Source organism: Lysinibacillus sp. GW821-FHT14F06, from assembly GCF_058803665.1.
On sequence record NZ_JBXAPF010000025.1, the window covers coordinates 37,538 to 64,444 of the forward strand.

29 protein-coding genes and 1 pseudogene are annotated in these 26,907 nt (G+C 34.4%); 8 read left to right on the forward strand and 22 right to left on the reverse strand.

The features are described from left to right. The first annotated feature begins 11 nt into the window (after positions 1 to 11). Both AC1RNS_RS19045 and AC1RNS_RS19050 read left to right on the forward strand, forming a co-directional pair. A complete protein-coding gene (locus AC1RNS_RS19045) occupies positions 12 to 1,052 on the forward strand; it encodes a DUF418 domain-containing protein (RefSeq protein ID WP_492994949.1) in 1,041 nt (346 codons plus the stop codon). A 271-nt stretch (positions 1,053 to 1,323) separates the two neighbouring features. Then, the gene (locus AC1RNS_RS19050; RefSeq protein ID WP_492994950.1) at positions 1,324 to 1,500 is read left to right on the forward strand and encodes a hypothetical protein; all 177 of its coding nucleotides are present in this window, start codon (positions 1,324 to 1,326) and stop codon (positions 1,498 to 1,500) included. A 495-nt stretch (positions 1,501 to 1,995) separates the two neighbouring features. Here AC1RNS_RS19050 and AC1RNS_RS19055 read toward each other — a convergent pair whose 3' ends face one another. After that, on the reverse strand, positions 1,996 to 2,241 hold the full coding sequence (locus tag AC1RNS_RS19055; protein ID WP_492994952.1) for a hypothetical protein: 246 nt from the start codon (positions 2,239 to 2,241) through the stop codon (positions 1,996 to 1,998). Positions 2,242 to 2,663: 422 nt separating this feature from the next. On the opposite strand from AC1RNS_RS19055, the gene AC1RNS_RS19060 reads away from it, so the two are divergent. Continuing rightward, complete coding sequence (locus tag AC1RNS_RS19060) at positions 2,664 to 3,116, forward strand: hypothetical protein (protein ID WP_492994953.1); 453 nt, start codon at positions 2,664 to 2,666, stop codon at positions 3,114 to 3,116. 319 nt (positions 3,117 to 3,435) lie between these two features. On the opposite strand, the gene AC1RNS_RS19065 is transcribed toward AC1RNS_RS19060, so the two are convergent. Further along, positions 3,436 to 3,858, reverse strand: coding sequence for an ester cyclase (locus AC1RNS_RS19065; RefSeq protein ID WP_492994954.1), 423 nt, complete (start codon positions 3,856 to 3,858; stop codon positions 3,436 to 3,438). Positions 3,859 to 4,257: 399 nt separating this feature from the next. Between AC1RNS_RS19065 and AC1RNS_RS19070 the strand changes: the two genes are divergently transcribed. Further along, entirely contained in the window at positions 4,258 to 4,458 is a 201-nt protein-coding gene (locus tag AC1RNS_RS19070) for a hypothetical protein (protein WP_492994955.1), read from the forward strand. A 285-nt stretch (positions 4,459 to 4,743) separates the two neighbouring features. Here the strand turns inward: AC1RNS_RS19070 and AC1RNS_RS19075 are convergent, their stop codons facing one another. The 5 genes from AC1RNS_RS19075 to AC1RNS_RS19095 all read right to left on the reverse strand — a co-directional run bounded on the left by AC1RNS_RS19075 (position 4,744) and on the right by AC1RNS_RS19095 (position 9,882). After that, positions 4,744 to 5,949 (reverse strand): EAL-associated domain-containing protein, encoded by a 1,206-nt coding sequence (locus AC1RNS_RS19075; protein WP_492994957.1) that lies wholly within the window; start codon positions 5,947 to 5,949, stop codon positions 4,744 to 4,746. Between the two features lie 514 nt (positions 5,950 to 6,463). After that, positions 6,464 to 7,567: a TFIIB-type zinc ribbon-containing protein gene (locus AC1RNS_RS19080; protein ID WP_492994958.1), complete on the reverse strand. Its 1,104-nt coding sequence runs from the start codon at positions 7,565 to 7,567 to the stop codon at positions 6,464 to 6,466. Positions 7,568 to 7,581: 14 nt separating this feature from the next. Beyond that, a complete protein-coding gene (locus AC1RNS_RS19085) occupies positions 7,582 to 8,901 on the reverse strand; it encodes an SPFH domain-containing protein (RefSeq protein WP_492994959.1) in 1,320 nt (439 codons plus the stop codon). Between the two features lie 169 nt (positions 8,902 to 9,070). Next, entirely contained in the window at positions 9,071 to 9,445 is a 375-nt protein-coding gene (locus tag AC1RNS_RS19090; protein ID WP_492994960.1) for a DUF423 domain-containing protein, read from the reverse strand. A gap of 11 nt (positions 9,446 to 9,456) precedes the next feature. Continuing rightward, on the reverse strand, positions 9,457 to 9,882 hold the full coding sequence (locus tag AC1RNS_RS19095) for an acyl-CoA thioesterase (RefSeq protein ID WP_492994961.1): 426 nt from the start codon (positions 9,880 to 9,882) through the stop codon (positions 9,457 to 9,459). A 731-nt stretch (positions 9,883 to 10,613) separates the two neighbouring features. Between AC1RNS_RS19095 and AC1RNS_RS19100 the strand changes: the two are divergent. Next, positions 10,614 to 10,970, forward strand: a pseudogene (locus tag AC1RNS_RS19100) (VOC family protein). A 397-nt stretch (positions 10,971 to 11,367) separates the two neighbouring features. Here the strand turns inward: AC1RNS_RS19100 and AC1RNS_RS19105 are convergent. The 5 genes from AC1RNS_RS19105 to AC1RNS_RS19125 all read right to left on the reverse strand — a co-directional run bounded on the left by AC1RNS_RS19105 (position 11,368) and on the right by AC1RNS_RS19125 (position 15,118). Then, complete coding sequence (locus AC1RNS_RS19105; RefSeq protein ID WP_492994963.1) at positions 11,368 to 11,760, reverse strand: RidA family protein; 393 nt, start codon at positions 11,758 to 11,760, stop codon at positions 11,368 to 11,370. 341 nt (positions 11,761 to 12,101) lie between these two features. Continuing rightward, a complete protein-coding gene (locus AC1RNS_RS19110) occupies positions 12,102 to 12,542 on the reverse strand; it encodes a hypothetical protein (RefSeq protein WP_492994964.1) in 441 nt (146 codons plus the stop codon). Positions 12,543 to 12,739: 197 nt separating this feature from the next. Then, positions 12,740 to 13,603 carry an NAD(P)-dependent oxidoreductase gene (locus AC1RNS_RS19115; protein WP_492994965.1) on the reverse strand — a complete coding sequence of 288 codons (864 nt, stop codon included), beginning with the start codon at positions 13,601 to 13,603 and terminating at the stop codon, positions 12,740 to 12,742. After that, positions 13,596 to 14,729 (reverse strand): DNA alkylation repair protein, encoded by a 1,134-nt coding sequence (locus AC1RNS_RS19120; protein ID WP_492994966.1) that lies wholly within the window; start codon positions 14,727 to 14,729, stop codon positions 13,596 to 13,598. The genes AC1RNS_RS19115 and AC1RNS_RS19120 overlap by 8 nt, the downstream gene beginning before the upstream one ends. A 65-nt stretch (positions 14,730 to 14,794) precedes the next feature. Beyond that, a complete protein-coding gene (locus AC1RNS_RS19125; protein WP_492994968.1) occupies positions 14,795 to 15,118 on the reverse strand; it encodes a hypothetical protein in 324 nt (107 codons plus the stop codon). A 155-nt stretch (positions 15,119 to 15,273) separates the two neighbouring features. Between AC1RNS_RS19125 and AC1RNS_RS19130 the strand changes: the two genes are divergently transcribed. Further along, on the forward strand, positions 15,274 to 16,227 hold the full coding sequence (locus AC1RNS_RS19130) for a helix-turn-helix transcriptional regulator (protein WP_492994969.1): 954 nt from the start codon (positions 15,274 to 15,276) through the stop codon (positions 16,225 to 16,227). Between the two features lie 90 nt (positions 16,228 to 16,317). Here the strand turns inward: AC1RNS_RS19130 and AC1RNS_RS19135 are convergent, their stop codons facing one another. The 4 genes from AC1RNS_RS19135 to AC1RNS_RS19150 all read right to left on the reverse strand — a co-directional run bounded on the left by AC1RNS_RS19135 (position 16,318) and on the right by AC1RNS_RS19150 (position 18,186). Next, the gene (locus AC1RNS_RS19135; protein ID WP_492994970.1) at positions 16,318 to 16,521 is read right to left on the reverse strand and encodes a hypothetical protein; all 204 of its coding nucleotides are present in this window, start codon (positions 16,519 to 16,521) and stop codon (positions 16,318 to 16,320) included. Positions 16,522 to 16,650: 129 nt separating this feature from the next. Next, positions 16,651 to 17,139, reverse strand: a complete 489-nt coding sequence (locus AC1RNS_RS19140; protein WP_492994971.1) for a hypothetical protein — start codon at positions 17,137 to 17,139, stop codon at positions 16,651 to 16,653. 143 nt (positions 17,140 to 17,282) lie between these two features. After that, the gene (locus AC1RNS_RS19145; RefSeq protein WP_492994973.1) at positions 17,283 to 17,435 is read right to left on the reverse strand and encodes a hypothetical protein; all 153 of its coding nucleotides are present in this window, start codon (positions 17,433 to 17,435) and stop codon (positions 17,283 to 17,285) included. A 124-nt stretch (positions 17,436 to 17,559) separates the two neighbouring features. After that, positions 17,560 to 18,186: a hypothetical protein gene (locus tag AC1RNS_RS19150; RefSeq protein ID WP_492994975.1), complete on the reverse strand. Its 627-nt coding sequence runs from the start codon at positions 18,184 to 18,186 to the stop codon at positions 17,560 to 17,562. Positions 18,187 to 18,780: 594 nt separating this feature from the next. Between AC1RNS_RS19150 and AC1RNS_RS19155 the strand changes: the two genes are divergently transcribed. Then, positions 18,781 to 19,941: a Ger(x)C family spore germination protein gene (locus AC1RNS_RS19155; RefSeq protein ID WP_492994976.1), complete on the forward strand. Its 1,161-nt coding sequence runs from the start codon at positions 18,781 to 18,783 to the stop codon at positions 19,939 to 19,941. A gap of 640 nt (positions 19,942 to 20,581) precedes the next feature. Here AC1RNS_RS19155 and AC1RNS_RS19160 read toward each other — a convergent pair. Beyond that, positions 20,582 to 20,812: a hypothetical protein gene (locus AC1RNS_RS19160; RefSeq protein WP_492994978.1), complete on the reverse strand. Its 231-nt coding sequence runs from the start codon at positions 20,810 to 20,812 to the stop codon at positions 20,582 to 20,584. 217 nt (positions 20,813 to 21,029) lie between these two features. Here AC1RNS_RS19160 and AC1RNS_RS19165 point away from each other — a divergent pair, with 217 nt between their 5' ends. Next, positions 21,030 to 22,196, forward strand: coding sequence for a Ger(x)C family spore germination protein (locus AC1RNS_RS19165; protein WP_492994980.1), 1,167 nt, complete (start codon positions 21,030 to 21,032; stop codon positions 22,194 to 22,196). A gap of 56 nt (positions 22,197 to 22,252) precedes the next feature. Here the strand turns inward: AC1RNS_RS19165 and AC1RNS_RS19170 are convergent, their stop codons facing one another. The 5 genes from AC1RNS_RS19170 to tnpC all read right to left on the reverse strand — a co-directional run. Further along, positions 22,253 to 23,299, reverse strand: a complete 1,047-nt coding sequence (locus tag AC1RNS_RS19170) for a threonine aldolase family protein (protein ID WP_492994982.1) — start codon at positions 23,297 to 23,299, stop codon at positions 22,253 to 22,255. Continuing rightward, positions 23,296 to 23,745, reverse strand: a complete 450-nt coding sequence (locus tag AC1RNS_RS19175; RefSeq protein WP_492994983.1) for a MarR family winged helix-turn-helix transcriptional regulator — start codon at positions 23,743 to 23,745, stop codon at positions 23,296 to 23,298. Before AC1RNS_RS19175 ends, AC1RNS_RS19170 begins: the two co-directional genes overlap by 4 nt. Positions 23,746 to 24,107: 362 nt before the next feature. Beyond that, on the reverse strand, positions 24,108 to 24,665 hold the full coding sequence (locus tag AC1RNS_RS19180) for a DUF1697 domain-containing protein (protein ID WP_492994985.1): 558 nt from the start codon (positions 24,663 to 24,665) through the stop codon (positions 24,108 to 24,110). Between the two features lie 53 nt (positions 24,666 to 24,718). Further along, the gene (locus AC1RNS_RS19185; protein ID WP_492994987.1) at positions 24,719 to 25,450 is read right to left on the reverse strand and encodes an SDR family NAD(P)-dependent oxidoreductase; all 732 of its coding nucleotides are present in this window, start codon (positions 25,448 to 25,450) and stop codon (positions 24,719 to 24,721) included. Between the two features lie 158 nt (positions 25,451 to 25,608). Further along, on the reverse strand, positions 25,609 to 26,907 hold a 1,299-nt coding region (gene tnpC, locus AC1RNS_RS19190), incomplete at its 5' end, for an IS66 family transposase (RefSeq protein ID WP_492994988.1).

Below are 26,907 nucleotides of genomic sequence, written 5' to 3' on the forward strand. Positions count from 1 at the left end.
AGGAGATCATTTTGCAACCATTTGATTTGAACAAGCGAATTGATACATTAGATTATTTAAGAGGCTTTGCATTATTGGGCATTATTCTAGTAAATATTCCAGGGCTTCTGTGGATTGAAGCACCTAATAGGTCGATAGATATTGCGTATTATCATATGCTAATGCTTTTTGTGGAAGGGAAATTTTTCACTATCTTTTCATTTCTATTTGGTGTAGGCTTCTATATTTTTATAGCTAGAGCTCAAGCGAAAAATGAAAAGGCATTTTTATTATTTACAAGAAGAATTATACTTTTATTTCTTTTTGGGCTTGTACATGCTTTCTTCCACCCTGGAGAAGCCTTAACGGTTTACGCGATATTTGGTTTATTAGCTTTACCATTCTATAAAGCTCATAAGGAAATCAATCTCACAATAGGCCTGTTATTACTCGCTGTAACAGCTTATTTCGGGATAAAAATCGCAATGCCTCTTCCACTAATTTTACTTGGATTAGCTGCTGGACAATATCGTATTTTTGAGCATATTAGTGTCAAGCGAAAAAAGATTATAGTCTTTACAATCATGATGTTCTTCATTAGCATTGGTGGATGGCTATACCAATGGTATTATGTACCAGATGCACTTGTTAGCTTCGACACTTTATCAGAGGAAAAATTATCAGAGCATATCACAAATATTGAACAGTTCGCATTAATAGGACTGCAATTTAGCCCATTTATTTCTGCATTTTACGTAGGCTTAATTATACTTCTACTGCAGCTTCGCTTCTTTAAAATTGTACTTGGTCCTTTAAAAGAATATGGCCGAATGGCTCTTACTAACTATTTAGGGCAAACAGCACTCATTTTATTTGTAGGCCACGCTTTTCAGCTAATTAGAAATATAAGCTATATCCAATCTCTATGGATCTGTCTAGGGATTTATATTATCCAATTATTATGTAGTAGGCTTTGGCTAAAATTCTTTCGTTTTGGTCCATTTGAATGGCTATGGCGAATGGGGACATATTGGACTGTACCTTCCATGTTTAAAAGCGCTAGAGATATTTAAAACAAAATAGCTAATACCTAATCAACTATTTTGCACACTCATATAATGATAATACACAACTAACTTTCATCTTTACTCAGTACATTCATCCTCAATATTCTACTTTGGTCACTTCACAAGAGTGACCTCCTTTTTATTCATTTTAAGGCAGCGCACAAGTTATTCAGCATATGCATAAGTTGTAAAGAAAACCATTTCTGTATGGAGGATAAAATGATGAACAATAAAAAATCAACTTCCAAAAGCAGAAAACCAAGCGACTAAACTTGCCTTGATTGGTAGTGCCATTACAACTTTAGGCGACGCAATCGCAACAATTGCTGCAGGGCTTGCTTTAGATGAGGAATTAAACGATAGTAATAACATGAATAACGATATTGAAAGATTACAAAAACAGATTGATGAACTAAATAATGAAATAAAGCAAATTAAAAAAATGATGCGCTAATACGTTTTTTTCAGCCTTTGATCTGGTTACCAAAAAAGGTATGCAATAAATTATCAAAAGAACATACACATTAAAAGTCCATGGACAAAAAATTAAGTACATGGACTTTTTGTCTATCCTTTTCATAGAGACATGAAATACCCTAAACAAAAAAGACCAGGTACTCATCAATATCGAGTAGCTGATCTCTTTTAGGTTGGTTACCTACTTACATATTACTAAATCATGCTCAACAAAGTCTGAACAAATGTATTTTGTATTAAATTACTAATTAAAGTTTGTTGCAGCATAACCTATCACATTCCCATATTGTACATATGACCATCCATTTCCTACAGAACCAAAATCCTTCACAACCATTTTATGCTGTAAAGTAGCAACTGTATTACTGTTTGATTTACAACCAAGCCACTTTTAGAACTAGCTACCTTAATCGTATGCTTAGGATAGTCAAGTTCAAAAAAATAAACATATCCGTCTATTATTTTCATATCACTATTCAGATAAGGTTAAATGAGAAAAAGGAGTACTATAATCATTACTTATCAACGATACTAAAGTTCCAGCTGTAGGATTATCTAATATTTTAGATGACCCCTCAGTTTTTTCATAAACATTGGTTTTTAAACCTTTGATAGTTCTCACTTCTTTAAAGGTATTAGCCATAGCAATATCAGCCTTAAATGAAAATGCTAATAAAAATGCCATAAATATTAGTGTTACGAGTACTTTAAATTTCAAGTAGTTTTCTCCTTTAAATATAATTTATCTTGATTCAGCAAATATTTACTGTGCGAAAGCGAAGCGTCAGCAACAAATGTTTTTGTACAGAAAGTAAGCGTCAGGTACAGAATACTTCCCCTCTATGGGGACAAGTTTATTGCGTTTTTTCCTATTCAGCGGTTGTCATTAGATTTTGAAGTGAAGCTTTTTGAGCTAGCTCGAAAAAATTCGGACGCAATTACTGAGGTGTAATTGATACCTACTTATACAGGTACATCAAGATGAAAGTGACTGAAAAGATAAAGGAACCCCGACTAATTAAAATTTTCATCACTTTTTTTACCCATGTCAACCCTATCTTCAACATCATCGAAATTTACTAAAATAATTCCTTTTATTTACTGTATAATATTGCTATAAAAAAAGGAGGTGAACTACAGATGAAATGGGAAAATCCAGATAAAATTTCTGAAACTTTAGCTGATGGTTTATCTGCACAACTATTCAAAGCTGACTATACTATTGACATCGTCAATAAGAAGAATAACTCCGAAAATTTTTTTATGTTTATGCCAACATTTAAAGAAGTACTTACAACTCCAAGATCATCCGAATTAATTTATGGTTTAGCAGATTTTCTTCCTTATTCTTTAAAGCAAGAAGAGTTTAACAAACAAAGTCAACAGTTAGTTTCTGAAATTCTTAATTATCAATTCATTGATTCAACACAACCTAATAGTTTAGGACATACAGTCAATAAAGTGCACACGATTGAGTATGATACAGATAAACAAACATACACATTTGTGGTAAGTGTAGCTGGTGTTCTTGAATGTCCTAAGATAAGTTTTCCAGCACCATCTATCATTTCTCAAAAATATACTTCATTATAGAAGTGATATTTTATATTTTTGTACTGCTAACAACAATGGGATGTCAGAATAGTAATTTTTCATCCAATGAATCAAATCAAAAAATCCAAAACGCTGTTAGATCAAGGTTTTGGATTTTTTGATTTTGTTAAAAGGCGATTTTTAAGCATTTAAGAAGCTATCTAAAAGCACTATGTTCATAATAATCTCGTATTTTATTAAAGTTTTTAACATTTGTACTACCAGCACGGAGCGGTTATTTCTGGATTTACTCCAATAAAACCTTATTTTCTGCTCATCACGCACTTTTCAGAGCAAAAGAAAAACACCCCGAAGGATGTTAATTACTTTTATTACGGTTTAGTTGGTTTTCCATACCAGCACGATCAATTTGTATCCAATATTCTGCTATTTTTTCATCTTCAACTCTATATACTGCGCTTGCTTTTCCAATAACTAGAAGACCTGTCGGCTGATATCCATCAACTTCTCCAACATGCGTACCAACTTGTTTCCAGCGTACATAAACTTTATTACCTTGTATCAAGAACTCTTGGATTTCTAATGAAAAATCGCCATATGCTTCTACCATTTCTTTTACATGGTCAGCATAATCTTTCGGCGTTCTTATAACCGTTAATTCCTCTTCAGAAATAACTTGGTGTGCCAACACTTGGTCTGCCATCAATTCAATTGCGTGATCTGGATTTTTCCCTGAACGTACTTCTTCAAAAAATTTCTTAACAATTTGCTCTGGTGTCATTTGAACCCTCCGCTATACTTTACTATCATTCTGGCGAGGATAACAATATCTCTCTGTACTTAATAATAATGCGAGAGGCTACAAATTGGAATCATATTCTACAGATTACGCTCTTAAAACCACACTAAACTCCGCCCAACTGATAGTACATGTATGACAACTCTCTCAATAGCTCGAGATATCTACTAGCCGTAAAATAGATACGATACTTTTTATTTAATAGCCAGTTTGATAATTTTCAAAGCATAATAAAAAGCCTTACCATGCAAGAGATAAAGCTCGTCTACAGTTAGCTTCACTAGCCAATAGAATGGTGACAATCAATTCTTAGCTGTACCGTGTGACGACGCTGCGGCTTTTTTGATACAATTTAAATATATTACATAACGAGGTGAAATCATGGAAAACGAAAAATTAGTTTGTAAGGCTTGCGGTAGTGATTCCTTTACAACTGGGCAAGTTGGCGGTACTACTAGTCAAGGTAATATAAGACCAATAGGTTCAATAATTGCAGTAGGGTCACCCCTTATTATGACTTTTTGTAAAAACTGTGGCGAAGTAGCTTCATTTAAAGTTGCAAAACCAGAATATTTTAAATAATCACTTATAGTTTTATGAGGGAGGAATTATTAGAGATTTAAAAACTTTAAAACATGGTGTTAGAAAATTTAATAAATGCACAACCCTAAATTAAAAAGGATGCTTATGTATTTATTACTGCTAGTTTGAAACCTATCAGTAGTAATTATTTTCATTGCTTTAAAATGGAAACATAAATTAAAACGTTTCACAGCGATTTATTCCACCATACAATTGTGAGCATCCTTAAGGTTGGAGTACAATCATTGATTATACCCCAACCCTTGCTATATAAGCATTTTAGACTTATCTGAAAATACTATGTTCATAAAGATAATCATAAGAAAGATCGACAAACAAGTACTCATGCTCATTAATGGCGATTGAAAATGTTCTGGTAATTTCTCCCGTTTCAATATCCCGATATAGCTCAGATATTTCTCCACTTTGATCATTGCGCATCTTGATAATAGTTTGTAGGAAATAAGGACGCCAGCTCCAGTTTTTATTGATTGCTCTTGGCTGTAATTCCCACTTCCCATCAATACACATGACGTTTGGCGATAGTTGGAAGCCATCCTCATTACAAATATATAGTCGGAATGAATAATGATCCAACAGCTGTGCTAAATGCTCTAAATGGGAGATGTTGTCACTTGAAGGTTTTACTCGATTGATAATCGCTTCTAACTCTTCTCTTAGTTTTTTCAACTCGAAATATTGTGTCTCTAGCATTTTCTTCTCAGAGGTAATAAATTGCTGACATTCCTCCTTGAAGCGCTCCTTTAATATATCCTTCTCAACAAATGTCATTGCAGGGTTTGCTAAGTAAGGCCCTTGATAGTACCGCCCCCCATTTTTCCAGGCAAATTGTAACTGATAGACAGTTTCAATTCCTTCAAATAAGAGGTTTGCTCCTATTTTATAGGCTAGCCCTCCTATTGCTGAAATCATATCAGATTGGGCAGACCAAGAATCATAATTTAAATCTCGTGTGTTTACCTTCAGAATTTGAGGGGATAACAAAGCAATATGCTCTAGGTGACTCTCCGCACCGACTTCCTGAACAGCGATTTTCACACCATATGTTGTAAAGTAGCGCAATGCATGGTGTAATTTATGAATATCTCCTAAAAAACGATGCTCCGAAACAACCAGTACAATTCGATGGAAATCTTCTTCTCTAATATATTGCTGAATAATATTAAAATGACTCTCTCCAAAATCTTGCATTAAAACATTGGGATTACTTGGTATATAAATATCAAGTTCTGGTGCGATTTCGTCTATTTTAACTAAAGCAGCATGTAAAATTTTATGTTCCATGTCAATGCGATACTCTTCTGGAATATCTTCATTATTCACAAAATCCTTTAGATTAATTTGTTGACCCTCAATTTGTAACTGTCCGGAAATTTCGTAGGCAATCACCGTATGCGCATCTGCGCTAAATATCGGTTGAAAATACCCATGTATTTGATCTAAATTTGTTAACACTTCAATTGCATCCATTGTCGAAACCTCCATACATGAATAACCTTCTAACAGTTATTCAAGAATAGCATTACATTCACAGCTTATTACATGAAAAAGCTCTCTGACTGTATCATAATTTGTTTAAAGTAAATTCGCAACTTCACTTGACAAAAATTGTTCAAAATAAGCCATTGAAATCGCTTTTATATTACCGAACAACTACTCCAAACACACTGACACTAAAAAACACCTTTTGACAAAATACATTTATCACATGAAAACTTTACAGAAATTTCTACAATAATAATGAGGCAATTCTTCTCTGATTGATTTCACTTTATTACTATAACTTATGCTGTAGATCAAGGAGAAAGTCGTGATAACTAGAGATATTTCACCTATTTCCTTTCCATTATTCATTCGTTCACCCATTATTTTGGACGATTTTATGACAACTTGGTTCTAAAGTATGTCCTTTCTCTAACTATTTCCAATTAAAAAGCAGTATTCCTATGCATGGTTTTAAACCCTACAGGAATACTGCTTATAACTATTCTGCCATAAAGAAATACCAAATAATAGCGATTGTAATCAATGAGAGAATGACAGCAATTGTGACACGAAGCGGAGATATCGGAGCATCTCCACCTACTTGACCCGTTTGTCCGTTCACCATAAAACGGTATATTTTCTCTTTGTAACGGAATGAGGACAGCCAAATCGGCAACATTAGATATTTATATGTAATATCATCATGTGTGGTAGAAAAACGTAAGCTGGATACAACGTCTGCATTTTTCTCCCAACGAATTTTAGAAGTGATTTGCGCATGTAAATGATCGTGAATTTCCTTCTTCGCTTGGCCCCACCCATCCTGCAAACCAATACTGTATCGTTCTGATAGAAAGCCAGCTACATATTCTGGTTTATAAGCTTTATTATTAAGTAAATTGAAGGGTTCTATTTTCCGCATCATATTGCGATCATATCGAGTTGTTGCACTGACTAAATGATCATCGATAAATTCCTGATAAAAGCCGCTCGTTGAATACCAGTCTGTTACAGTTTGAGTTTTCCCATCTTTATCAGTAACTGTACGATGTTTACCATAGCTTGCAGAATAGCTTGAGCTTGTTTTCGAATCAAAAGTCCAATAAGGTAAATATACACCTTTAAAGGAGTCAGGTTTTGCACTTAGCTTTGCCGCTCTTGGCGTAAACCATCTTCCCTTAATCCATCTTTGAAAGTTCTCACCAGCTTGCTTATCAGTAATTTCAAAAGCACATACTCCATTTGGTGCCAATGTATTATTTGCACTTGCCTCCATTACCTGATTAGAGCCACAATAAGGACAACGATCAGCTACCTGTAGTGCATCATAAATCGTTTCCGCTGCGCAAGCCTCACAAATAACTGTTTTTTTCTCAACACCCCAGTTAAAATTCCCACGTTCTTCAGCCATTGCAAAGTCCATTTCCTGAGCAACTTTTTCTTCTTCTTTTTCTGGAGATGCAATTTCAGACTCATAACCACAATAAGGACATGATAGTTTTCCACTTGCTGGATTAAATTCAATAGAGGCACTACATGATGGACACTCAGCGTCGAAATCAAGCTTTACTTGTTTAGCATTTTCAGCTTCTTGTGTTGACATCACTAGTCATCCCCTTACTTAATGTCATTTTCATCAAAAGCATCTCCACACTCAGGACAGAATTTTGGGGGATTTGCAGGATTCTCCGGCTCCCAGCCACATTTATCACAAGTATATTGTAAAGCACCTGAAGGTTTTTTGGCCCCACACTCACTACAGAATTTGCCTTTGTTGACAGTTCCACAAGCACATGTCCAACCCTGTTCTTGCGGCTTTGCTTCCCCACAATTCGAACAAAACTTCCCAGTATTCTCATGACCACATGCACATGTCCATACCCCCGCTTGGCCTTGTGTAGCAGCTTGTGCAATTTGAGCTTGCTTATTTTGCTCATTCATTTGATAAAGCTGACCAGCGTTAACCCCACCAGCTTGGGCTGCCATATTCATACCCATAAAGCCGGACATTGCGCCACCCTCATTATTAGCAGCTGCAATCATGGCTTCCGCCTGAGCACCCGTTAAATGTGCCGCAGCCATACCTGGATCACGCATCACTGCATTTCGTTGCAATTGCTTAATCATCGCTTCATCTTCCTCAGATGCTTTTAAAGAGCTAATACCAAATGAAACAACAGCTAATCCACGAGTTGCAAGCCACTTTTCTGATAATACTTTATTAAGTGCATCTGCTAGTACTACCGTATGAGCAGGAATTTCACTATAGCGTACTCCACTTGCAGAAATATGTGCAAAAGCAGGTTGTAAGGCAGTCATTAGCTCCGTTTTTAGTTGACTATCAATGGCATCTCTTGTGTATTCACGTTCAACGTTACCACAAACATTTGTATAGAACAGTAATGGATCGACAATTTTATAAGAATATTCACCATGACAACGAATGGCAATATCAATATCCAAGCCGATATTACGATCAATTACACGAAATGGAATCGGTGCAGGTGTCCCGTATTTATTACCTACGATTTCCTTTTTATTAAAGTAGTACACACGTTGATCCTTTGCAGGTTCACCACCAAATGTAAATCTCTTGCCGATCTGCTTAAAGGTTTCCATAATGCCTTGAGATAAATCACTGCCGTACATAATGGATGGTTCAGTTGATGTATCATACACATACTCACCAGACTCTGCAGAAAACTCTACAACTTTCCCTTGTTCAACGATCATCATACATTGTCCTTCATTAATGGCAATAATAGAACCATTGCTAATGATATTGTCATTGCCCTTATTAGATCCACGTTTGGAGGTACGCTTTACACCCTTTTCAACCAGTACATCTGATGAAAGAGAATCACAGTAAAAGTACTCACGCCATTGATCTTCCAGAACGCCTACTAATGCACCAACTCCAGCTTTTAACAATCCCATAAAAATTCCCACCTTCAACATCTATATTTAAGCTTATTTTATCATTAAAAATAATCTAATCACTATGTTGTACGCAAGAATCAACAAATTGTTTCATATTTTTAAAACTTCATGCAAAAACAAAACGAGGTTACCCAATGATAATCATTTAGCGTAACCTCGTTATTAATTATGAAAGCGCAGCGATAGCTACAAGAATCCAAGCAACGATAAATAGCAGTCCACCAATTGGTGTAATTGCACCAAGCTTTTTAACACCTGTTACAGCTAATACATATAAACTGCCTGAGAAAAACACAATACCAGCGAACATTAAGTAGCCTGCCCAAGAAAGCATACTAGAAGCACCTAAAAGAGCATCACTCGATAAAATACCAAGACCCAATATACCTAATGAGTGATACATATGATATTGCACAGCAGTTTCCCAAATTGCCGCATAGTATGGAGACGAAAACTTATCCTTTAGAGCGTGTGCTCCAAAGGCACCAAGGACAACACCAAATCCAGCCAAAATGGCTCCTAAAACAAGTAAAATTTCCATATCTCGTTCTCCTATTTCCCCTCACGCGCGATTTCTTTATATTTCGCATCCCACGCTGGATCAATTTTACTTAAAGACACGGGACGCAATGTATCTTTATATGCAAGTATATGTACAGACTGTGCTGTCGCTGCTATCGTGCCGTCTTCATGTAAAATTTCATAGCCATATGTCGTACGCAGACGATCATGCTTTTCAACCCATGTTCGCACAGTAGCTACTTGACCATAATGCATCGCAGCCTTATAAGAAATGGATAAATCCATGACAGGAGACACATACCCATCCTTTTCTAGTGCTGCATACTCAAAGCCAGCATCACTTACAAGCTGGGTACGTCCAATTTCCATCCAAATAATATAGTTCGCATGATACACCACGCCCATTTGATCTGTCTCAGCATAGCGGATTTCAATTTGTTTCTCACTTACAAACATTTTCTTCACCTCGTCCTACATTATAGCGTAAAAGTGTTGATTTGGTGGGGTTTTTGCTCTGGGAATATTGGAAGGGAGAAAAATATAAATTTACAAAAATTTAAAATTTTAATTAAAATTCAAAATGGTAAAAATTATCGGTTCCCGTTTTACCCGTTGTCCCTCGCTTAATTGGGGTACACTGGGGTACAAAAAAATTTAAATTAATAGACATTGGGCAGGTGCCGGAAACAAAGAAATCGCTTTCAATAAAAGAGAAATGATTATTTCTTCTATATAAATTTGTACGTAACCTCACAAAATAATCTCCTCATGAACTTTATTAAAATTAAATCCTTTAAACGATACAATTCGTAACATTCCCGAATGAGTTTTTCGAGGTATTGTACTTTGCAGAATAATCTTGGTTCCAGCCATATCATATCACGCTCCACCTTTGTTACAATCTGTTTCGCAATTTGTCTAAATGCTCTTTTATCTTAAGGCTTGAATACTAATTCTACATTTACTACAGGGCTATATTTACTATTGCTTAACTGCATACCTACTACCATTGTAACAAAAAATGATTAACCAGAAATATCTGGCTGATCCTATAATACAAACTTTGCAGGTTAGTTGAATAAGAAAGAGAATGTTCAGATTAAATAGAATAAATGGAAAGTGACTCTTTCTATTAGGCTTCCAAATCGGGTGTTCAAAAGTAAGATGAAATGAATGGAGGAAATATAATGGAAACTAATGATTCAAAAAATTGGATAAATCGGAGTGTCAATAAAAAATATAGAAAATGAAATTGAATTTTATAAAGAAATATTAGGGTTACCTCTTCTTTTTAGTACAGAAAGTATGGCATTTTTTGAATGTAATGGGCAACGACTTCTTCTTTCACTTCCTGAAAAAGATGAATTTGCAAATTAAAGTTCTGTTATCTATTTCTAGGTTGAAGATATAAATAATACCTTTGAAGAATTGCTTGAAAAGGGGGACATGTTGATGCGAAAATGGGAGATACAGAAACGTGGATGACTTTCTTTAAAAATACTGAAGGAAATACACATGCTTTAATGTGTGAAGTACAAATTTAATTCTTATATCTTCTTTATCAGACCATCGGGGGCTTTACTTGAAGACCATTGAGTTGCATATGAAGCTCAATTCCCGAACCGTTGTTAGTGATTTTCAAGAAGTATTATTAGAAAAAAGAGTTTAATGATTGGATTGCACTTGTGAAAGTAAAAATATAAAGGTGGTATAAAGGAATTATGGACTACTACAATGACAAGTGAATAAAGAGTAAACTTGAATGTAGTCCAGTCACCTATCGCGAAAGTTTGGCAGCCTAAAAGAAAACCAGAATGAAAGAAATTCATTCTGGTTAAAGTCTAACTTTTGGGGTTCTCTACATTTTTTTAAATGAGTGACATTGTTATTTAAGATAAAACTTTTTATAATCTTTTTGAAGGATATTATGGATTTTTCACTTTATTTTGCAGCCCATATATCAATTTCTATTTTAATATCTGGTAAACCTAGTTCTGACACGTAGGCAATGGTCATTGAGGGATAAGAGTCACCAAACATTGTATCCCATATATAATCGAAATAATCCCAATCTATTGCCTCTGTCGCCCAAATGTTAGCCTTCACAACATGTGTGGCATCCATTTCCTCCGACGCTAAAATAATTTCAATATTTTTTAGAGTATTTGTAATTTGCTCACGTATAGTTTTCGGCAATTGATCATCGTGTCCTACACCAATTTGTCCAGAAAATGCATACATTGTTGCATCTTTTGGAATGATTGTTACATGACTATATTTTCCAACAGGGTTTGGCACCTGTATTGGATTTTTTCGAACTAATTTTGATTTCATTGATATAATCTCCTTTAGGTTACTATTTTTCTAAAAAACTGCAGACTTCTCCCTTGAATATGCATTTTAGAAAAAAACAGCAGTGGAGAACCCTATACCCATACTTAAAAAACGAATTGATCTTTTTTTCATTAGAATTCTCCTCCTTTACCTAAAGTTGTTTTTACTTTACCATTTCTAGCCTAGAAAATCAAATTTTACGAAAATTTCCTAGTCTATACTGTAACACGACCTACTTGACAACTACTAAGTTTGCAACTTATATTTCTCCAAACCAGATAAGCTTAATTGCCGTAACTTCATCTAACAGCAATCCCTTTCTTAATATTAAATCAATTTGTTCATTCATTAAGATTTTTTCTCTTAGAATATTTGCCATCTTCAGAGTTGAATATATATACATTATCTTTTGTGTATATATAATACATTCCTAATTGCCCCTTTATATCATCTTCTTTAGAAATATCAATTTCTTCGGATGTCTCCCTAATTACTATGTCTTTAGCTTCTAAATAAGTGTAATTAGGGAGATTATAAAAAATAATAAAGCTTATCAAAGCTAACCCTATAGGATAAATTGTTAATAATGGATTTGATATTTTTTTAATAACATTTTCCTTGTTAAATATAAAGGTTACTAGAAGTAATAGACTAACGAATAAATTAGCTAACCAAGTGTTTGTATATTTTACAGTAAATTCATATTTATTTCCGATAATATAAATTGTTAGCGATAAACAAACATGGATTACCGCTAGTGCTATCAGGATTATTTTCTTCATTATAGCACCTCACATCATTTAAATATTATGTGTAAAAACACATTACCAAGACCATGTAAATTCTTGTCTGGATGGATGTGTCCCCTCACATTTCCCATACAGAGAGTGACCTTGTATGTAAGACCACTTCTGAAGTGGTCTTCACATATTTTAGGCTATGAATTCATAAAAATCATCACACTTTTTGCCCATCTACTCTATCTCAATACTTTTATCAAAGCACCGAGCTCTTCATTTCCATAGCCCGCATCCAAAGCTCTCTTGAAAAGACCTTGGGCAAACATCGGAAATTCATTGTTTATTTTTGCGTCTTGTGCTTGTTCCATAAAAAGATCAACTGTCGTCATACACATATTTATAGAACTCTGTGGGTTATCGTAGGTTTCTGTTTGAATTACTTCACTTTCAAACTTAATAACCTCACCAATCACTGGTGAAACATGGGCAATCATAGAACCGAAATCATCTATACGTAGTCCATCTGATTCAAGGATACACGCTGCGTGGAAAAAACCTAAATAGGAACCAAACAGATATGAAAGAAAGGCTAAATCTGTAGAAGATGCAGCACTAACTTGCTCTCCAAGATAAGGTACATTTCCAGCTAAACATTTTAAAATATGCTCACTCTGTTGATAGGCTTTTAAGGAACCTGATGTGAAAATTGTAGCCTCTGAATTACCCATTTGGAGTGGTGAAGCCGCTATTGCTCCATCAAGATATTCCACATTATACTCTTGTGCCCATGATTCATTGTCACGAGCTTGCTGGGGACTACCTGTACTCAATTGGATAAGTACACGGCCTGAGAGAGCTTGTTTGACTTCTTTTGTATCCAAAATAGTAAATGAAGCATTATAATCTGACACACAGATAATTGACACCTCACTTGCACTTATAGCAGCAGCTACACTAGCAGCAAGGATAGCTCCATCTTTTATTAAAGGTTCTGCTTTTGCTATTGAACGATTCCATATTGTTACTTGATAGCCCTTTTTACGCAGGATCCGTGCTAATGTTGCTCCCATTGATCCCAAGCCAATTACTGTTACATTATTCATCTATTGTACCTCCAAATATATTATTTTCTGTATACTTCTTACTTTTATTGGTGATATAAAATTCTGCTGCTGATAGCTCTTGCCCATTTATAATTACTGCTAGCTTATGTTTACCTGGATAATGCTTACGAATTGTTAAATCTCTAAACGAATGACTCCGTTTATATAGACGACTTTCTTTTTCAAAGATGCGTTCTGTAACCTTGAACAGTTTTCGAGAAGTTGATCCATTCGCTTTGACAAAATCAATTGCATATTCGATTCGCAGCTTTTGGAGCGCAGAGGCATTTGTCTGAACTGAAAATGAAAAATTAAGAGTCTGCTCAATCGCCAAATTATCCATTTCTAGCAATAAATCATTAACAAATACATCTGGTGAGATTTCAAAACCGAATAAGAAAAGTACCTCAGAATCTCCTTTCCGCAGTAAACCACGACATCCATGTTTAAGAATCCAATCAGTGATTGAATTCTTTCCATGCCATTCACGTGCGAGATTTTTCACTAGTTCTGGATGATCTTTGGAAATATCATTCAGATTATTAGCTACACTTTTTTGTACATAAACAGATGAATCCTGCTTGAGCTGGTACAATATTGGTAAGATTGGTGAAGGATTCAATTTGAACGTTTCCAAAGTAGATGCCCAAGGCAACCTAGGTCGACACCCCTCGCTAGCTAACCGTCTGATATGATAATTGGAATGATTCGTCCACTTCAACATTTGATCCATCATCCTTTGATAATCTTTTAATATGAAGGCTCGAACGGCAAACTCTGAACTGGAGAATTGAGTAAATACCTCCAATGCGGTCATGGAATCATTCCAATCATCTAGTCCATTTACTTCCACAAAGTCAGGAAAAAATAAGAATTCCACCCCTTTGCATTTTGGCGCAATTTCTATCAAAATTGATAATGCATCACGATAGGACATTGGCAAAGTCATACGTAAAGCATTACTGATATGTCTAATACGCTGTTTGAATTTTTCCTCTTCCCAATGGTCATCATAGATTAAATTCATAAACTTATTAGATTCAAAAGCAGGGTATTCCATTTTTAAAATGGTTGTAAATTGATAAAAGAAATTAGTTGTATATTTCCCCTCAAATGTGTCAGCCATGTCCCGTCTCCCTTTTAGTTATCATTTCAATCTGATTATGGCATCATCTGCTTTTCCTATAGCTATCACAAGTTCAGATTAGTCGGAATCAGATATCTTTGTGTAATCGCTCTTGAATCAATCATGGTTACAAAAATTTGAAACTCTGATTTAGATTTGAGTTTCTCCATGGCGCCCAATGCACTATCCTTATCGTACCAATATATAATGTCCGTCCATTGACTTTCATCGAATGTATGTAGTAACGTACGCCCTTCAAATCCTGATATTTCATCTTTTAGTAAATCGGTTAGTGCGGCTGCTGCTTGACAAAAACGATGCTTGTCGATTCCCTCCTTTAGCTCAAATAAAACAACTTCCATTACATAGTTTTGGTATTCTAGTTCCATTTTTTGTCTCCTATCAGCCTATTAATCGTGAAGTCAATGTCTTCCTGTCTAGATTTCAAAGCTTTATAAACATTGACTTCGAGTTTTAATATAAGGGATAATAGTGACAATTATTGGCACTATTAAATAGTTTTTTGATAGAGGAGGACTTTTTTATGCACAAAGCGCAAAGACTTATTCAGCTTATGATGAAGGTCAATGAGCGTAAGAAGTTTACTATTCAGGAGATGGCAGATGAATGCGGTGTTTCACGCCGAACGATGATTCGTGATTTAATGGAATTGAGTGAACTAGGAGTGCCGCTTTACTCTGAAGCTGGACCTAGCGGAGGTTATCGTGTTTTACGTGAGAAAGTGCTACCACCAATCAGCTTTACCGAACACGAGGCAATCGCTTTGTTTTTTGCTTGCCAATCGTTACATAATTACAAAGCTCTCCCCTTCAAAAACGAAGTGAATACGGCCTTAGATAAATTTTTCCATTATTTATCAAGTGAGCTAAAGCAAAAGATTGAAAGTATGCAGCAACGGCTTATATTTTGGGTGCCTCCACATGGGTTAGAAGTGCCATTCTTAAAAGAACTACTTGAAGCTGCACTCGAACAGCGTGTCGTCACAATCATATATGAAGCAGCTACTAGTAAAACTAGAAGCATTCAACCTATTGGAATTTATACGATGAATGGGTTATGGTACTGTCAGGCCTATTGTTTCTTAGCAGAGGATTATCGAGTATTTCGTGTAGATAGAGTAAAGGATTTTTCCCTAGTTGCAGACCAAAGTTTAAAATTGAATATGAAGAATGAACACATAAAGGCATGGATTATGCCAGCAAATGAGGATAATATGTTAGACCTTGAGGTAGATTTAACACCAGAAGGAGTAAGACGGTGTCAATCAGAAGTATGGTTATCCCAGTGGATGGAGATACATGATGATGGATATGGTACGATTTGTACAAAAATGAACTCTTCATTTACACCATGGTTGGTACATTTTTTCTTGGGCTTAGGCATGGAGGCCAATGTAAAACATCCTCAGATAGTACGTGAACAGATAAAAAATAAGTTACAGGAACTAATCAAACAATACGAATGTGAATTAGAATAATTAATTTGAAATCTAGTTCATAGTTATAAAAACCAGGTACTTTGATAAGTGCCTGGTACCTTTTTTACTTCTTCCTCGTGCCCCATTTGCTTACTTGAGTTTTTTATTATCTATCGTAACAGAATTTTCCCAATCATAAATAATAATGAACTTGTTATCTTCTTCATTAAAAATAGTCATTTCACCTGTTTTTTCAACATTATAACCGCCAATTGTCACAAACAATGTATATTCGATTTCGAAATGATTATCTTTTTCTTTGAAAGTATCAATTTTGACATCACTTAACTTCATATCTGTTTGATTTTCAGTGGCAAATAGAGTTGGTAAATTAAAAATCCCATTCTTTTTTTGGAAACGAAAATGTATGCTTTATTTTAGGATTCAAAGGATATTCCTCACCTATAGTTTAATGATGTGGGTTTATCTAGTTATTTTATTAAAACAGATTACTTCCAATTTTAATTTATCTACAAATTCAATTATCTGCTCCATTTTCACAATTATACAAAACGCGGGACCACATTCTCTAGGCCCAAAATGATTCTTCTCATTTGCATCTAATACAAAAATTAATTTATATCGAGTCTCCGATTCAGTTCTTTCATGTTCAGGAATTTGAAGAAAACCATATTGAGGATAATAATATTTTCTGTAATGAGGAATATGATAAATACTCAATCCTGGATCTTTAGGCTCTAAAATACTCAAATGAATACTATCAAGATGTTTTAGATCAACTAATAACTTAAAGAAATCTTCCTTTAAGCAAGCAAATTCCTTATGTACCCTGGGAAAATCTCGACCTCCTCTGAAATAAATATAGAATCTCACACTCGAATCATTCACTAAGTTGAAATTAATTTCAACTTCACAATTAGGGTCACTAGAGTAATCTTTTAATATTGCCATATGGAAATCTCCTTTTAATTTCACTTAAGTTCTAATATGTAGTCTGTCTATGAAGCCTATGTTGATAGAGGCGGATTGCTCATTTGAACTTAATGATTATAATTATTGGATGGACTACCAGTGATAATTGGCGCACAATAAGTTCAATGAATTTTTTTCTTCCTTTTTTTATTCAAAAAAATAAACAAAACAATTGTGATAAATAGGAAAAAACCGATAGTAAAATAAATAATTGGTGCATCAATAACAACGAAATAACTGTCTTGCAATTGATATTCCTGATTCGCAAATTGCATTAAATCCCCCCTAAAAAATGTAGTTGTTATAGTATCTATTAATTGACTATCTAGTTAATCATTATCCCTACATTTGCAGCAGAAAAAGCACCTGTTAGAGTGCTTTTTAAATTAACTATTTAAATTAACTATCCTCATTTAGATCATCTGGATAAACAATTGTATTTATTACTTCTCCATTTGAATCATCTTTAAAAATGACTGTAACCTTAAATTTCTCAGAATCGATACCACTAAAAAGTTGATAATACATGCCTTTTAATGCAAGTCCCATTGATGCCATAGCATCAAAACCATTTTCAAACTGTTCTTTATTTACAGTTATCGTAAACTCAGTAAAGGATTTATTATATGTGACATCCTTGATGGAAGCAAAATCTTTGCTAGTTTTAATTTCTTCTATCGTATCTAAAATACTTTTTTCCATCTCTTTCATCATTTCTTTATGAACGGATTTAGACATTTTATACGTTACAGAACCGTCATCATTTTTAATGACTTCCTTAACACCTTCTTTTTTTACTTCATTAATAGCAGAATCGATATCTTGTCCTTCAAATAAGGAAGCTGGAATTGTAATTTCCACATTTAAAAGCCCTTTATCGACTTTAACCGATTCATCTTTAGTTTCTTCTGCTGCTTTATCAGCATTATCGCTTTTCTTACCACTTTCACTTTCTTTATCTTGGCTACATGCTACTAGTAAAATACTTAATAACAATGTTAGTGGTAATATAAGTATTTTCTTCATTGTTTAGTCCCCCTTCTACATAAATATACATAGATAATGAAGGAAGTTCTATTACTATTTTCAAATTTATACATTTATCCCACTATTTTACTAAAAAAACACCCTCTGTTAATACAAAAGGTCACATCTTGTTAGGTTTAACCGTCTATCGAACTAGTACATTTTCTGAAGATAAATATTCAAACATCGAAAAAAATCTCAGCATTTTTTAGGGGATTTTTAGCTTTAGTATCTATGAATTTTAGATTTCAAGCAGTAAGTAATAGTAAAAAAATCTCTCTCTTATATAAAACTATTCATATTTACTTAGTCTTTGCTGAATCGTAATGTACAAACCGTTTATTCCATCACTCTTAAATACTTAATAGGGATTTTATGTTAATCCCTTCCTCCCACAAAATAGCCTTCTCTGAGAGTGAAGTCACCTCTAGAATTAGAAGTGAATTTTTTTGTTTATCTTACTATTAATAAGCCAATACTAAACGATATTAGGTTACATTACTATGAACGATGATTAGCTCCATTGAAAACCGTCCACTATGTTCATAGTAATGAACCCTGATCAGATTGACACATACTATTGGGAGGATACATATGACTAAGCATCCTTTAATCCTTTTCTTAATCATAGTTAATACATTCTTGTTATCAGGTTGCTGGGATGTCAATGAACCTCAAAGGATGTATTATATTAATGCAATCGGTGTTGATTTTAAGGATAATTTGTATGAAGTGTATGTACAATTTATTAATTTTGATGATGTAGCAAAATCAGAACAGCCAAATCCTAAGATTGTAGCAGCAGAGATAGGTTATGCAAAAGGAAGAACCGTAGATGAGGCAATATACAAATTATATAATTCAAGTGACCAAAAGATTTTTTGGGGACATATGAGATATATGGTCTTCTCTGAGAGTGCTTTAGAGGATGAACGTAGTATTCCAGCGATTGATACATTTATTCGTTATAGAGATACACGGTATCAAATTTGGGTCTATTGTACAAAAGAGCCTTTGAATGAAATATTGCTTACAACGCCGCTATTAGAAGGTTCGCATGCTGTATCAAAATTAAGTAATCCTATAAATCCAACTAGAAATGAAACATTTATATTGCCGAGAGACCTGAGAGACATCGTAATTGGATTAAATGAACCAAGCCATGAGATTAATCTCCCTTATGTAACAATAAAAAAAGATTGGTCAACAACAGAAGAAGCCACAGAAAATACATTCTTTTCAGGTATTGCTATACTTTCAAAAGATGGCTTTAAGGGAAGCATAGAAGACGTTTCAGCAAGAGGATTTCAGTGGACTCATGATGAGACAAAACGAGGAGAACTTACCATTAAATTAGACAATGAAGAGGAATATTTAACTGTAAGTATCGATAAGCTTAAAATAATAATGGAACCCATCTTAAAAAATGAACAACAAGTTTCATTCGAATTTCATATTAATATTAACGCTACAATCAATGGGTTTAAATCAAAAGTAACGACTGATGAATTAAGAAAAAAAATAAAAAAAGAAATGGTAAAAGAAATACGGGAAACGTTTAAAGAGGGTCTGAAATTAGACGCGGATTTATATCGTTTATCAGAAGTACTCTATAGAGATAACGTGAAAATATGGAAAAAATTAGAGGTGAACGGAAAAATCCCATTAACAGAGGATTCAATTAGTAAAATCAATATTCATATCAAAAAAATTAACCCAGGTAGAAAAACATTTGCTGAAACAATAAAAGAATAATTATAAAATAATTAGGCATTCTTGTAAATGTCAGGTTATTTGTTTACACCACTTAATCCAATATCACTTACCCTTCTTAACTTGTTAGCAAAAAACATAAAAAGGACCAGGTCCAATATTTATTGAACACTGGTCTTTAATAAATGTTTTTACATCATGAATTGATTCAATTGAGGCACTTTAGATCTTTTCATAATATGTACTCCTTTATATTTATTTATAGTCTATTTCTACTTTAAAACAAGTGCTCAATCTATGAACTCTATTCATATTTTCTTACCTTTGGGTTATTTCTAGCCTATCAATAGTTAGACCGAAATTTCAATTGTGGATTTCCGAAAATAAATCTTTCGGACACCGATTATTTCTTTCGGTTAATGTTGAAACCCTACTTTTTTGCACTTTGTTTTAATACCTAAGTGCCCCAAAAAAATGACCAGGCTCAAAATGAATTGAATGCCTAGTCATTTTTTCATTGATTCATGACATCATTAGATTATCATATAGCTCTATACAAAATCTGAACAATTAACATGCAGCAAATTAAGCAAGAAATCAATTAACAATATTTAACTGCTACTTTTGATTCTTATATCGTGCTCTACAATTAAAAAGGAGATTTTCCAATGTCAGATGATTATTAATCACATGAAGAACCACCATCTGATGAATTGCTGTCGGAACAATGGTGATTGTCATTGTTATTGTCTTGTAAAGAAAATACAGAACCCGTTGAAATATAATCTGTTGTACCAGTGCCAGAATGACTAGAGCGGCTTCTTGAACTAACATTATTGCGTTTTGCCTTCTTTAAATTGATTAAAAACCCTACTAAGAGAATCATGACCACACTTACAATAATAAATTCCATTCTTTTTCCTCCCTGCGGATGAATCATTAATAAACTCTATATTCGTTATCCTCGATTCTATGAAGCAAATTTCTTTTAACCCATATTAAGCTAATTATACCATTTATAATTCACCCTCTATAAAGAATAATTTTTTTGTAAAATTGCTACTTATAATTGGTTATTATTTTGTCAAAACTTAAATACAAAACTTCTTTATCGTAAAGTAGGGAAATCAATGAATAAACGTTCTTTATCCAGCCTTTCGTTATTTGTTATGATTACACTTCTGTTATCTGGCTGCTGGGATGTTACTGAGCCACAAAGAATGTATTATATTAACGCTATTGGCGTTGATTTTAAAGATAATCAATATGAAGTCTATATGCAAATTCTTAATTTAGATGCTGTAGCAAAATCGGAACAGCCAAATCCAGATGTTGCACCTGCTGAGGTTGGAGTTGCAAAAGGAAGAACCATTGAAGAAGCTATTTATAAATTGTATCGTGCTTCTGATCAGCAAATATTTTGGGGGCATATGAGGTACCTTATTTTTTCGGAAAACGCATTAAAAAATGAGAGAAGTATTCCTGTTATAGATACCTTTATACGTTTTAGAGAGACAAGGTATCACATATGGGTATACTGTACAAAGGACCCAATAAAAGAAATTCTTCTAATAACACCAATTTTAAAGGGTACTCTTACTTCCTCAAAATTAAGCAATCCTACTAACACTTTTGAACAAGAATCATTTATTTTACCCCAAAACTTAAGAGAAATAATGATTGCATTAAATGAGCCAAATCATGAGGTTAGCATACCATACATTACCGTCAAAAAAGATTGGGAAACAGCCATCCAACCAGAACAAGAAACGACATTTTCAGGTATAGGTGTACTCTCAAAGGATGGATTAAAAGGATTTATCAAAGAAACTGCTGCTAGAGGCAATCAATGGATGCACGATAAGACTAACCGTGGCGAGGTGACCTTTAAATTAGAGAGTGAAGAGAGAGATTTCTTAACAGTAGATATTGATAAATTAGATGTTGCTGTAAAGCCAATCATCAAAAGTAAAGATCAAGTGACATTTGATATTGAAATTAATCTAAATGCCACACTAAATGGTTTTAAAGGCAAAGTGGTCTCCAATCAAATTAGGGAGAACATCATTAAACAAGTAAAAAAAGAAGTAATGGAGACGTATGAGGAAGGTTTAAAAATAGACACTGATATTTATCGTTTATCTGAATATCTTTATCGTAAAAACGTTAAAGTGTGGAAAAATTTAGAAAAGGATGGGAAAATACCTTTGACGAAAGATTCGATCAGTAAACTATCTGTCCATGTCATTAAAATTAATCCTGGTCGAAAAACATTTGCTGAAACTATAAAAGAATAAGTAAATTGCATCACCAAAAGTCCCCTTTAAGGAAACTTTGGTGATGCATCGTTTTTTTAACCGTTGAATTTTAGGCGTTTTATATCCTCTATCAGCATCTCAACATTTTCTTTTTTTGTTGCCCAGCTCGTACAGAATCTCACTACACTATTATTAGCATCGACCTTTTCCCACATTGAAAAGGCATACTTTTCACTTAATTTGGCAAGTAAATCATTCGCTATAATTGGAAATTGTTGATTTGTTTTAGAATCATATCGTAGGGAAAAACCATTTTCAACAAATGCTTCCCGAATCTTCATTGCTAATGCTACAGCATGACTAGAAATTTCATAGTATAAACCATCTTCAAATAATGTTTCAAACTGAATTCCCAATAATCTCCCTTTAGCCAATAATCCACCTTTTTGTTTGATTAAGTATCGAAAATCCCTTTTCAATTCCTCATTTATGATAATGACCGCTTCTCCAAATAATGCGCCTATTTTGGTACCGCCAATATAAAACACATCACAAAGACTTGCAATATCCGCTAGGGATAAATCGTTATCCTTGGAAACCAATCCATACCCTAATCTTGCACCATCCATAAATAACGGTATACCACATTCACAGCAAACTTTACTCAATTCTTCCAATTCCTTTTTACTATATGTGGTTCCATTTTCTGTAGGATGAGAAATATAAACTAAGGATGGCTGCACCATATGCTCATATGCAGCATCGGTCCAATGAGCATCAAATAATTCTTTTACCTGTGTTGCTTGAATTTTTCCATCTTCACTCGGAACGGTCAGCACTTTATGGCCCGTTGCTTCAATTGCCCCTGATTCATGAACAGCTATATGACCGGTTGTCGCGGCAACAACACCTTGATGTGGACGCAAAATAGAAGCAATGACTATAGTATTTGCCTGTGTTCCCCCAACTAAAAAATGGACATCTGCATTGTCTATACCACACTCTTTTTTTATATAGGCTCTTGCCTTTTCACAATGGTCATCCATTCCATATCCAGGGGACTGTTCTTCATTCGTTTCCATAATTCTTTTTAGTATATGTACATGGGCTCCTTCTGCGTAATCATTTTCAAAACGTATCATTCATAATCCCCCAATTTCCCTAATTTTTGCTGGATCAACATCATAGAAGCATGAATTTCTTTAATTTCCTTCTGTGAAAGACCATCAAACAATTCCACAATTTGCTCATCAGATTTTTTATTTAGCTGCATAAATAATTCAAGCCCCTTAGACGTTAAACTAATAAGGCTCGTTCTGCTATCCGCTGTTGAAGCCTTTTTACGAATAATACCATCTCTACCTAGCTTGGCAATAATTCTACTCATATAACTTCGATCAATATCAAGCTTCTTGACTAAATTATTTGCAATACACTGTTCCATAAATCCAATTTCTAAAATAATCCTTGCCTCAGTAAATGAATAATCGGTATTTAGTACATGACTATCTAATAAGTTTAACAGCTTTGTATAAAAGCGATTAAATTTCCGAATATCTGTGATGATATTATTATCTTCTAAGTGCATTGATTGGCTCCTTTTTAGTGGATTTTGTCAACTATATTTCATCTAGTGGACTTTGTCAACTGTTTAAAAAAAATCAAAAGAGCATGTTTTGAAATAAAGATTACTCAAAACATGCACCTATTTAATGTGGAAGTTTTATTAAAACTCGTAGTTATATCATTCATACACACTTGAAGCAAAGGATATGTCAGCAGCAGTCTTCCATGATGATTCTTTAGGAATAGCTTAATATCCTCAACCTAAACCTCCATAGTTTGTAAATAAGCTTCAAGTTTTATGTTTTCTCATTCTATTCTATAATTCATTCTCAAAAGTTTTATGAATTCAATGAAGCCTTCACCCACTTTAGCTTTACCTACTATTTAATAGAACTCTTCAACCATCTCTATTAGCTTAGAGAGCGTTTTCCAATTACGAACTGTTGCTGGAACACCTAAGACATCCAATTTGCTACCAATTTTTGAATTTCGAATGCTGTCATAGAATAAAAGATAGATATCTCTCCCCTGTATTACAGCAAGCTCCTTTGTATTTGCATAAGTTAAATAGTTCTCCCTACTAGCCTTAGTAGGTGAAGTCGGCAGTAATGCCACATGTAGGCACTCCCCCTTGCACGAAATACTCGCCTCAGTAATTTTCTGCTCTGAAAAAGGACATTGTCGCACGATTTGTAGTAATTGTTCAGCATTTCGAATGACAACTGTAGTGAATATATCAAAATCCTCATGAAATTTTTCTTGAATTTTCGTTTGCAAATCTTCCTCAGATTCATTTGATTCAAAAATGATATTTCCACTTTGAATATATGTTCTTATATTTTGTAATGCAAGTTGTTCAAGAGAGCTTTTTAGTTGTGCCATTATAATTTTAATATGGCCTCCTACGTTAATACCTCTAAGTAATGCAATATATATCGTCATATCATTTTCCCTTTCACTTAGAAACTTATGAAGGTAAGTTGTTCAAAATTAAATTATCTTAAGTAACCTCCATTGTTAATATCAAAGGTTGCACCTGTATAATGCTTTGATTTATCTGATAGTAAAAATATAACTGTTTCAGCAACATCTTCAGGTGTTACTGGTGTATGAATAAGCTGCTGTTGTAAATACTTCTCTTTTCTCCATTCAGGAATTATATCCATCATCGGAGTTTGAACCATTGTAGGAGCGACAGCATTAACCCTGATGAAAGGCGCAAAGTTTGTTGCATTGCTTTTAGTTAAACCGAGTATTGCAGCCTTTGAAAGCCCATAGATAGCATCCGAACTACCTTCTAGGCCAGACACTGAAGACATATTTACAATAACGCCTTTCTGTTTATTTTGCAGTTTAAACCGTCCAAACATCTGTGAAAAATAAATGCTGCCTTTAATATTTATATTAAGCACCTGATCAATCTCATCAGGCTGGTAATCAAGTATAGTTTTAGCCAAATAGATGCCTGCATTATTCACTAAACTATCTAGGTCAGAATGTTCTTCTTCAACAATTGCAAAAAAATTAGCTACTTCTTCGTATTTACTTACATCTAATGGATATGTATATAAAGCTAAACTGTTAATAGAAGTTTTTAATTCATATAAGGCTTGTTCATTAATATCACACGCAATGACTGAAGCCCCTTCCTGTAAACAATGTTTAACAATTTCTCTTCCAATCCCAGAAGCGGCGCCCGTTACGATTATTTTTCTATTTTTCAGCACAGGATATCTCCTCCATACTCTAAATGCACACAAGAAAAAACAGATTCATTCATTGTTGATTTAGCTACTTTTAATGTAAGCCCGAAATACAAAAATAGGCGCACCTTCTCGGTACGCACGACGAATGGCCGGCTATCTGATTTTTTTCAGATAGCTGGCTATTTTGAACATGTGGCTTGGATATTTTTTGACCAAGGCATGTAATCTTGTAAGATCTCTGGCTGTTGTTGAATCGGTAAATTTGGTAGATCCGTTAATAGTTTCACAAGGTACTGATAAAAATCAATGCCGTTTGTTTTGGCTGTTTCTGCTAAACTCAAACAGATGGCATTTGCTTTAGCACCAGCTTCACTAACAGAAAATAGCCAGTTCTTGCGACCAATCACATTTGGGCGAATCGCATTTTCAGCTGGATTATTATCTATCTCAATTCGACCATCGAACAGAAAAGCTTTTAATCCATGTATTCGATTTAATGTGTATTCGGCAGCTTTAGCTAAGGCATTTTTTCCGAAGAAAGGCGATTCATCCACCCATTTTAAGAATTTCTCTACAATCGGCTTTGAATATTTTTGCCGTGATTTTCGGCGTTTACCTGGTGGAAGATGCTTAAATTGACGTTCTAGGCGATACAGTTGGTCACAGAAATCCACGCCAATTTGCCCGTTTTTGCTATCGGCTTTTAGCCAATATCGTCGCACATGCGCCCAACAGTTAGCGAACGTGACATCAGGAAGATTGCCGTATGCCGAGTAGCCATCACAAATCACCGTTCCTTTAAAGCCTTTTGTAAATTCTATTAGTATAGAACGACTTCTCGATAATGCACTATGAAAAAGAACGATAATCGGTCCTTGGCTTGGCACGCTGCGGAACACCCAATTGTAGGCATTCGATTGACCTGATTTTCCGTCTGACCGATTGATAATTTGCGCATACGTTTCGTCCACATGCAGCACTGATTTCATCGTTAACATCTGCTTCATCTGTTCATAAATCGGTAAAAGCCAATCTTCTGCAGCACGAATAACCCAGTTTGATAGATTCTTATCATTCGTAAGTAGGCCATATCGTTCCCACTCCTTTACCTGACGATAAAGAGGTAAATACTGAATAAACTTATCATAAATAAGCTTTGCTAAAACAGTTGGTCCTGCAATGCTTCGCTGAATAGTAGCTTGTGGGGCTTTTCCACGTTTCATTTGTGCTTTTTGTGTGGCATCCATTTTACAGGGCTTACACTCATAGGCATGTTCAATATGCTGGATGCGCATCATTTTTGCCGGAATGAATTTTGCTTCTTCACGCGCAATCGTTGTACCAGCTTCAGTCATTTGACGACTAAGGCAACAGTCACATTGTGTGTTTTCAGGATGATGATGAATTTCTTCGATTTCCACTCCATCACGAAACGAATCATTTCGTTTTTTATGTAGTTTACGAACAACTGTATACGT

Coding starts and splice junctions, on each gene's coding strand:
- AC1RNS_RS19165 (WP_492994980.1), top strand. CDS start 21,030: ATGAATAAACGTTCTTTATCCAGCCTTTCGTTATTTGTTATGATTACA.
- AC1RNS_RS19060 (WP_492994953.1), top strand. CDS start 2,664: ATGAAATGGGAAAATCCAGATAAAATTTCTGAAACTTTAGCTGATGGT.
- AC1RNS_RS19085 (WP_492994959.1), bottom strand. CDS start 8,901: ATGGGATTGTTAAAAGCTGGAGTTGGTGCATTAGTAGGCGTTCTGGAA.
- AC1RNS_RS19160 (WP_492994978.1), bottom strand. CDS start 20,812: ATGGAATTTATTATTGTAAGTGTGGTCATGATTCTCTTAGTAGGGTTT.
- AC1RNS_RS19065 (WP_492994954.1), bottom strand. CDS start 3,858: ATGACACCAGAGCAAATTGTTAAGAAATTTTTTGAAGAAGTACGTTCA.
- AC1RNS_RS19110 (WP_492994964.1), bottom strand. CDS start 12,542: ATGAAGAAAATAATCCTGATAGCACTAGCGGTAATCCATGTTTGTTTA.
- AC1RNS_RS19135 (WP_492994970.1), bottom strand. CDS start 16,521: ATGAAGTTAAGTGATGTCAAAATTGATACTTTCAAAGAAAAAGATAAT.
- AC1RNS_RS19150 (WP_492994975.1), bottom strand. CDS start 18,186: ATGAAGAAAATACTTATATTACCACTAACATTGTTATTAAGTATTTTA.
- AC1RNS_RS19105 (WP_492994963.1), bottom strand. CDS start 11,760: ATGAAATCAAAATTAGTTCGAAAAAATCCAATACAGGTGCCAAACCCT.
- AC1RNS_RS19095 (WP_492994961.1), bottom strand. CDS start 9,882: ATGTTTGTAAGTGAGAAACAAATTGAAATCCGCTATGCTGAGACAGAT.
- AC1RNS_RS19070 (WP_492994955.1), top strand. CDS start 4,258: ATGGAAAACGAAAAATTAGTTTGTAAGGCTTGCGGTAGTGATTCCTTT.
- AC1RNS_RS19155 (WP_492994976.1), top strand. CDS start 18,781: ATGACTAAGCATCCTTTAATCCTTTTCTTAATCATAGTTAATACATTC.
- AC1RNS_RS19080 (WP_492994958.1), bottom strand. CDS start 7,567: ATGTCAACACAAGAAGCTGAAAATGCTAAACAAGTAAAGCTTGATTTC.
- AC1RNS_RS19180 (WP_492994985.1), bottom strand. CDS start 24,665: ATGACGATATATATTGCATTACTTAGAGGTATTAACGTAGGAGGCCAT.
- AC1RNS_RS19175 (WP_492994983.1), bottom strand. CDS start 23,745: ATGCACTTAGAAGATAATAATATCATCACAGATATTCGGAAATTTAAT.
- AC1RNS_RS19170 (WP_492994982.1), bottom strand. CDS start 23,299: ATGATACGTTTTGAAAATGATTACGCAGAAGGAGCCCATGTACATATA.
- AC1RNS_RS19130 (WP_492994969.1), top strand. CDS start 15,274: ATGCACAAAGCGCAAAGACTTATTCAGCTTATGATGAAGGTCAATGAG.
- AC1RNS_RS19140 (WP_492994971.1), bottom strand. CDS start 17,139: ATGGCAATATTAAAAGATTACTCTAGTGACCCTAATTGTGAAGTTGAA.
- AC1RNS_RS19120 (WP_492994966.1), bottom strand. CDS start 14,729: ATGGCTGACACATTTGAGGGGAAATATACAACTAATTTCTTTTATCAA.
- AC1RNS_RS19115 (WP_492994965.1), bottom strand. CDS start 13,603: ATGAATAATGTAACAGTAATTGGCTTGGGATCAATGGGAGCAACATTA.
- AC1RNS_RS19075 (WP_492994957.1), bottom strand. CDS start 5,949: ATGGATGCAATTGAAGTGTTAACAAATTTAGATCAAATACATGGGTAT.
- AC1RNS_RS19125 (WP_492994968.1), bottom strand. CDS start 15,118: ATGGAACTAGAATACCAAAACTATGTAATGGAAGTTGTTTTATTTGAG.
- AC1RNS_RS19145 (WP_492994973.1), bottom strand. CDS start 17,435: ATGCAATTTGCGAATCAGGAATATCAATTGCAAGACAGTTATTTCGTT.
- AC1RNS_RS19090 (WP_492994960.1), bottom strand. CDS start 9,445: ATGGAAATTTTACTTGTTTTAGGAGCCATTTTGGCTGGATTTGGTGTT.